Source organism: Pelistega indica (assembly GCF_000506865.1).
GTDB lineage: Bacteria > Pseudomonadota > Gammaproteobacteria > Burkholderiales > Burkholderiaceae_B > Taylorella > Taylorella indica.
Window position 1 is genome coordinate 1 of record NZ_AYSV01000117.1, and the last position, 6,675, is coordinate 6,675.

Genomic DNA, 6,675 nt, shown 5'->3' on the forward strand with positions numbered 1-6,675 from the left:
ATGTACGATTCCATTTAAATCACTTCTAATAAATCCCCAACGAAGGTCGCTTATTAGAGACCTCCGTGAGTATCGCTGAGACTTCGCTATCATCTGATAGACGTTTCTCGTAATAAAAAGCCGTACGACTAATGCCAGCCACCTTGCAACACAAGGCAATACTGGCGGTAAACTTGACCCGCAACTCATGAACCCAACTCTTGCGTTCTTGGACGGGTTTTATAGCTTTTTTATGATTTCTTCCTGCATCATGGATTTAAGACTGAGCTCGGCATACATCTGCTTGAGCCGACGATTCTCCGCTTCGAGTTCTTTTAAGCGTCTTACATCAGAGACTTCCATCCCCCCATAACGTTCTCGCCATTTGTAGAATGTGGCAGAAGAAATGCCATGTTGACGGCATAACTCTTGAACAGGGGTGCCTGCCTCGGCTTGTTTAAGAATGTTGATAATTTGGCTTTCGCTAGTACGTTTACTCATGGTAAAACTCCTTTGAAATAAGTTTACGGTAACGTTCAAAAAAGTTCTACTTTCTTGTTGTCTTAATTTAGGGGATGGTTACAATTTAAGTCTGAAAATCTACGGGATAAAAGCATTTATAGGCTTCCCAAACCCAACCAAATTCTTTATACCGAGGTTGACCTAATACGTTACCATTTTCATTTTTTAACCAATATCTACCATCAAAAGTGATTTTGGGCAATAAATTATGTACATCAATTACCGAGCTTGGTTGAATAACTCCATTTCCTTTTAAAATACCTTGAGCTATAGAATGATTTCCGTTAGTGACAAAGCCTATTCTAAACGGTAGTAATAGTGTTACTAGGTGATTAGTACTTTGCTCAAAGTTATTTTGAGTATCTTGAATGAGTGCTAATGAAGAAATTAGGCTAGAAGGATGCCATGTAGTAGGAAAAACAATATCACGCCTTAAATGCAGAACACCATGTAAGTCTTTGTGATAAGCGTGTAAGGTAGTATCGGGTAAGCAGAAGGGGAAGAAGTCACTTACTTCAATAGCTTTAATTGCAAAATGGGGTTGTACAGTATAACTATGAGCAATATGTTTGCATTGTATAGGTTTTAAAATGATACGTATTAAATCTTCTAAGGCATGGTGCCGTTTAGGCTCTTTCTTATAGTAGGATGATGCTTTCTGAACGTGTGCCATAAAGCTATGGAAGGCTTGTTCTTCATTTTGATTATGTGAGGATAATTGATCCCATATATTTTTTAAAATAGACATAAGGCTATACTAAACATTTAAGATAGCTTTAAGTATATTATTTTGTGAGAGTTTTATAGCTATAAATGAATAAACCTTTCTATTTCTTGCGATAGAAACCACAAATGATCTTGAACCCAAGGGAGTTGTTCAAATAAGTTTGTCTTACTCGCAATTAATAGTGGAATTTGATACAAAGAAACCTTTAGGCTATTTAATTCATTAATATCTAAAACAATAGATTTTTTAACAAAGCCATAAGTAGCTAACTTTTTATCTAGCTTTCTTGAGGGTAAAGTTAGTTGTTGGATGGTGAATTTATTGTGAAAATGGAGAAAGTTACGTAATATACCGTCATTTACTGTTTGTTCAAAGTGTTTTTCTAAATTAAGTATAGAATTATTTTGATGATAGGTTTTCTCTAAAATAGTAAATTGAGAAATGTAATTGAATAAAACTATTTTCTGAAAAAATATATCAAGGCGGAGCATTGTGCCATATACCCAAGGATCACTATCAAATAGTGATGTATGCTTATTAAGCTCTTCTGTCACCTCACGAACTAAATCTAAAGACTTGAGTCCTCTGAGGTTATTAGGCATATAATGTGTTAACTGCTGGATATGAATATAATCAAGCAATTTCAATAATTCTTTAATCATTTTATATACATCTAATTATTTGATTAATTTAGCACCACCAACCGTTAAAAATTGGCTATCTGCTGAAATAATGTGATTAAGTTCAGGATAATGTTCAGATACTGCTTTTGTCGCTTTAAGAAAGAATTTTTTAAAATTACGTAATCCTTGTTGCTGTTTTTTTGATGAGTACATCAGCTGGTAGTTCAATATTTAGATAATCTGATCCGTAATTAGAACCAAATTGAGCTTGTAAATCTGACCAACTAATCTTTACAGGGTGACTTCCGTGAGTATATACAAGATAGGTTCGGTATGCTAACCACGTATACACATCCATTGCTAAGGGTGATTTACGGATTGCGTGAAGCACGTTTAAATCAAGAGGTACTGGATTACTTATCACATCCTCAAAAAACTCTTGTGATAGTTTAAATTGAGTTTCCCATGCTCCAGCATGAGGAGTCCAGAACTCAAAGCCTTCACTGGCTAAAATTAAATTTTTAAAGCCTCTAATTTTCTTATCTGCAAAATCTAGCCTAAAAAGACTGGATAGCAGGCGATTACTTTGTTCTTTTAACGCAGAGATATAACGTCCATCGTTCTGTAAATCTAATTTTTTAAGAAATTCCGTCTGGTTTGTGCCTAAATGTAGTACAGGATTTTGGGTTTTTACTGCTTCAGTGCAAATCCACGCAAGTAATAAGCGTGGATACATTCCGTAAGGTAATCCATTTTTTTTTGTGAGCTTGGATGAAAAAGTAATCAATCCACTTGTACGTTCAAAATAGTCCGTATCAAGGTTGGAATGAGGCAAACCTATTTGTGCTAATGAACGAGACATAAAGCCTAGCTCTAAGCTATCAATTTTTTGAGTCAGCTCTACACGTTCAGCTTGAATACGAGCAATTTCTGCTTTAGATAATCTAGCCATTATTATTTCCTTTTAGATTTTTTAGTTTTAGGGAAAAGATGTGGGTATTTCACTTCCAAATACATTAAACGGGCAGGTGGTATGCCTTTTGATTTCCAACTTGTTACGCTAGGCATTGTGATATTAAAAATTTTTGCAACCTTGGAGGTTCCTCCAAGAGAATCAATGATTTATTTTGAATTTATATTCATTTTAATATATTCTCATATGATTTAATTAGGCAAACCTAATTATATACATCATTTTAATATAAGGAAAGCCTTATTTCATAGGCGTTACTATTGTAGATAATTCAAAGGTATTGGAATTTAAATGAAAACGCTTAGAGAAAGATTGGTTTACGCTATAGAGTTAGCAGGGATTAGACAAGTTGATATAGCACATGCTGTAGGAGTATCGCCTGCGTCAGTGAATGATTGGCTTTCTGGCAAATCACAAAATATAAGAGGTGAAAACTTGGTTAGAGTAGCTAAGCTGTTAAGAGTTGATGCCAATTGGTTGGCTACTGGTTTTGGTAGTATTAATACCAGATGGCCATTTAAAAAATTAGATCCTGAAGATTTTGATCATTTACCAGAGGATGTTCTTTCTAGATCTTGAGGATATTATTAGCTTACAAGTGAATAAATATAGGCAGAAAAACAACAAAAAAGTCTCGTAACACATATTTGGTGCTTATAAAATAAGTTTATTTGAAATAAATTAGGAAAATCTAATTTATTTTATAGGTTTTTATTGACAAAATAATTAGGTATTCCTAATATAGAACTATGGAGCATTGCTCTATAGTTCTTTAAAAATTTAACTACATAAAACCGCTGGACGTAAGTGGTTTGGTGTCATATTGACTTTAGTTGATGTGATGCAAAGGTGTAAAGTCGGGTAGCCTTAATGAAATAACCGCACTGTAAACAGTGGAGCTGATTAATATCCGCTTCGACCACAGGATTGACGAATCCGCACGCTATGAAAGTAATGAACGTGAATATTCATGTGATGAAATGACTAGAACCCCAAAGGGGATTAAAAACTAGTGAAACATCAATAATCTTCTGATAGATCGGATAACAGACGGTCGAAAAGCCACTGCTAGCAAATGACTAAGCAGTGGGCTTTGGTAAGTATTCTTGTTAAGTTATAATGAGAATGCAGATTAAAGCGAAGGTAATATGAAACCCTCAGAAATTCTTAAAAATCATAGAAATGATATTAAACGAATTATTCTAGCTAATAATGGCTTATCCCCTAGAATTTTTGGATCAGTAGCTCGTGGAGAAGATACGGAAGATAGTGATCTTGATATTATTATTATCTATCCAACTCCTCATCTAAGCTACTTAGATATTGGGACTATGATGTACGAGTTACAGGAACAGTTTGGCTTAAAAGTAGATATTGCCACACCACGTGGATTGCCTGAAAAGTTCAGGCAGAAAGTACTTGAGATGTCGGTGGAATTATGAAAAAAGCAGCTTTTCAATTTTTTAGAATTTAGCGAAGGTAGGGAAAAATATGGTCAAAACACTTGATCCTGTATGGGCAATTGAACATCCCTCATTATTAAAAGACTTACGGTTACGCTATATCTATCATACGAATGCGATAGAAGGTAATTCTCTTTCATTGATTGAAACAAAGATTATTATTTCTGATGGTATTACTGTTGGAGGTAAAAAGCTTTCTGAGCATTTGGAAGCGATTAATCAGGCTCAAGCATTACAATTTTTAGAGAACGCCGTAAAGCAACATGAGCCATTATCTCAATATTTTATTCGTGAGTTGCATTATTATGTATTGAATCATGACGAAGAAAATAGAGGAGTTTACAGAACATCGTCGGTATTTATTGAGGGGTCTGAAACCACAACAGCGTTACCGTCCATGATTCCCTCAAGATTGGATGGCATTTTAAAGGATTTTGGTAAAAATAAAGAAACATTAGGGTTGATTCCTGCGGTTGCTCGTTTTCATGCTGATTTTGAAGAAATACATCCTTTTGTTGATGGAAATGGTCGAACAGGACGATTATTAATGAATTTGGAGTTATTAAAAGGCGGTTATCCAATTACGATTATAGAGAAAGATGACCGTCCTGAATATTACCGTACATTAGAAATTGCTCAGACTGGTAATAGGAATATAGAACCTTTAACAAGGTTTATTGAATATTCCATTAATAAAACAATCTCATTCATTGAAAAAAGAATTGATAGCTATTTATCACAACAGCAAGAACCACCAGAACCTGAGTTGGAGATGTAGTCTCATATAATAAGCTGGTAGGTTATACTAGAATATAGATTAAAGCTAAGGAGTTGATATGACAACAGGCGTTTCTCAACAATTTTATGAACGTGTTACTAAAAATCCAGTAAATATCGTTAAACGATTACTGAGTCAGGGTAAGAAAGCGTACTACTCTATTGGAGGAGTGAATATTGTAGAGTATCCTGATGGAACACGATTTAGAGTAGAAATAGTCAATGGAGATATAGTAGAAAAAGAGCCTTATGGAAAGAGAGAAAAAAGCTAAATTTATCATTCTGGCTGGTGTAAATGGTTCAGGGAAGAGTACTTTATTTAACCTTTATTTAGAAGAAGAACATTTTATATTTATCAATGCGGATAATATTGCTAAAACGTTAAATAATAAGGATAGTGCAGCCGCATCAATTCTGGCTGGTAGGTTGGCTTTAGAAAAAATAAAAGAGGCTGTTAAAAATAAACAATCTTTTATTTTTGAAACTACACTCACAAGCAAACAATCCTTGAATTTAATGAAACAGGTCAAAGAAAATGGCTTTGAGGTCACTCTTAATTATGTTTATCTTGATAGTATTGATCTTTCAAAAATTCGGGTGGCTCATAGAGTGCAACAAGGAGGACATAATATTCAAGAAGATGTTCTAGAACGCCGTTATGATAAAAGCATAAGTAATTTATCAAAAGCAATGTTACTAGCAGATAATATTTATATTTTTGATAATAGCTTAGACTCTCATGCACTTATCTATGCTTATGAATACGGTTCTATTCGTGAGAGAGTAGCTGACAATATATTGCCTGAAAAAATTAAAGATATATTAAATGAATTTGAGAAATCACTAAATCCTCCAGAACCTGAGCTGGAGATGTAATTTTATTATTAAACACTTAACCGCCTTAAATGGCGGTTTTTTATTGGGAGTGTGAAAGAAATGATTAGTACACTATGATTTATCAAAGAGAGCAATCTCTGCTTTAAATGATCGTAGTCTTGAGTTTAAGGCTACACACTATACAGAATACTCAGAAAGGGTCTTTATTGGGAATGAAGAAGTAACTGAGCTTTTTAAGGTTAATTGGTACGGTGACATCATGGTAGGAAGCCCAGAAGAACTGAAGCAAAAACTTCATTCAGGCAAAGAATTACACATACAATATAAACGTAGTAATGAATTAGCCCCTGAAAATTCTTATGATTTAACCTTAGTTTTCTTGAAAACTAAGGGAAAGTGGTCTTTGAGTAAGCAGCTGTAGGGGGGTATATGGAAATGGAAAACATGCTATTAAGAGGGATGATATGTAGAAGTTCAGACCAAATCTGACAAATGAGTTGCAAAAAAGAGAGTTTCCCGTTTGAATAAGAGGTGCGAATCTTTTAAACAAACAAAAGGAAACTCTCATGTTACATACTACCAATAATGTGATTAAACATAAAGCAGGACTGCTTAATTTAGCAGAGCAATTAAAAAATGTGTCGCAAGCATGCAAAATTATGGGCGTATCGAGGGATACATTTTATCGCTATAAAGAATTGGTTGAAGAAGGCGGTATAGAGGCACTCATTGATCGTAATAGACTGAGTGACGGGTCGACCTAACTTAAAATAG

8 protein-coding genes and 2 pseudogenes are annotated in these 6,675 nt (G+C 34.3%); 6 read left to right on the forward strand and 4 right to left on the reverse strand.

The annotated features are described in order from the left end of the window. Positions 1-254 precede the first annotated feature (254 nt). The 4 genes and pseudogenes from V757_RS25660 to V757_RS25675 all read right to left on the reverse strand — a co-directional run. Positions 255-480 (reverse strand): annotated as a pseudogene (locus tag V757_RS25660) (transposase); the annotation flags it as partial. Between the two features lie 85 nt (positions 481-565). Continuing rightward, complete coding sequence (locus V757_RS27690) at positions 566-1,249, reverse strand: DUF6710 family protein (RefSeq protein WP_023952743.1); 684 nt, start codon at positions 1,247-1,249, stop codon at positions 566-568. Positions 1,250-1,308: 59 nt separating this feature from the next. Continuing rightward, positions 1,309-1,890: a hypothetical protein gene (locus V757_RS25670; protein WP_023952745.1), complete on the reverse strand. Its 582-nt coding sequence runs from the start codon at positions 1,888-1,890 to the stop codon at positions 1,309-1,311. Positions 1,891-2,026: 136 nt separating this feature from the next. Then, positions 2,027-2,803, reverse strand: a complete 777-nt coding sequence (locus V757_RS25675) for a replication protein RepA (RefSeq protein WP_147628879.1) — start codon at positions 2,801-2,803, stop codon at positions 2,027-2,029. A 312-nt stretch (positions 2,804-3,115) separates the two neighbouring features. Between V757_RS25675 and V757_RS0115040 the strand changes: the two genes are divergently transcribed. The 6 genes and pseudogenes from V757_RS0115040 to V757_RS25700 form a co-directional block, all read left to right on the forward strand. After that, positions 3,116-3,403 carry a helix-turn-helix domain-containing protein gene (locus tag V757_RS0115040; protein WP_052019427.1) on the forward strand — a complete coding sequence of 96 codons (288 nt, stop codon included), beginning with the start codon at positions 3,116-3,118 and terminating at the stop codon, positions 3,401-3,403. 569 nt (positions 3,404-3,972) lie between these two features. After that, the gene (locus V757_RS25680) at positions 3,973-4,266 is read left to right on the forward strand and encodes a nucleotidyltransferase family protein (protein ID WP_023952747.1); all 294 of its coding nucleotides are present in this window, start codon (positions 3,973-3,975) and stop codon (positions 4,264-4,266) included. Between the two features lie 49 nt (positions 4,267-4,315). After that, complete coding sequence (locus V757_RS25685) at positions 4,316-5,065, forward strand: Fic family protein (RefSeq protein WP_023952749.1); 750 nt, start codon at positions 4,316-4,318, stop codon at positions 5,063-5,065. 58 nt (positions 5,066-5,123) lie between these two features. Beyond that, positions 5,124-5,336 (forward strand): hypothetical protein, encoded by a 213-nt coding sequence (locus tag V757_RS25690; protein WP_023952751.1) that lies wholly within the window; start codon positions 5,124-5,126, stop codon positions 5,334-5,336. Next, a complete protein-coding gene (locus V757_RS25695; protein WP_023952753.1) occupies positions 5,314-5,940 on the forward strand; it encodes an ATPase in 627 nt (208 codons plus the stop codon). The genes V757_RS25690 and V757_RS25695 overlap by 23 nt, the downstream gene beginning before the upstream one ends. A 527-nt stretch (positions 5,941-6,467) precedes the next feature. Then, positions 6,468-6,644, forward strand: a pseudogene (locus V757_RS25700) (helix-turn-helix domain-containing protein); the annotation flags it as partial. Positions 6,645-6,675 lie beyond the last annotated feature (31 nt).

Bases quoted from the DNA above. Each gene is read 5' to 3' on its own strand.
- V757_RS0115040 (WP_052019427.1), top strand. From the start codon at position 3,116: ATGAAAACGCTTAGAGAAAGATTGGTTTACGCTATAGAGTTAGCAGGG.
- V757_RS25670 (WP_023952745.1), bottom strand. From the start codon at position 1,890: ATGATTAAAGAATTATTGAAATTGCTTGATTATATTCATATCCAGCAG.
- V757_RS25685 (WP_023952749.1), top strand. From the start codon at position 4,316: ATGGTCAAAACACTTGATCCTGTATGGGCAATTGAACATCCCTCATTA.
- V757_RS25695 (WP_023952753.1), top strand. From the start codon at position 5,314: ATGGAAAGAGAGAAAAAAGCTAAATTTATCATTCTGGCTGGTGTAAAT.
- V757_RS25675 (WP_147628879.1), bottom strand. From the start codon at position 2,803: ATGGCTAGATTATCTAAAGCAGAAATTGCTCGTATTCAAGCTGAACGT.
- V757_RS25680 (WP_023952747.1), top strand. From the start codon at position 3,973: ATGAAACCCTCAGAAATTCTTAAAAATCATAGAAATGATATTAAACGA.
- V757_RS25690 (WP_023952751.1), top strand. From the start codon at position 5,124: ATGACAACAGGCGTTTCTCAACAATTTTATGAACGTGTTACTAAAAAT.
- V757_RS27690 (WP_023952743.1), bottom strand. From the start codon at position 1,249: ATGTCTATTTTAAAAAATATATGGGATCAATTATCCTCACATAATCAA.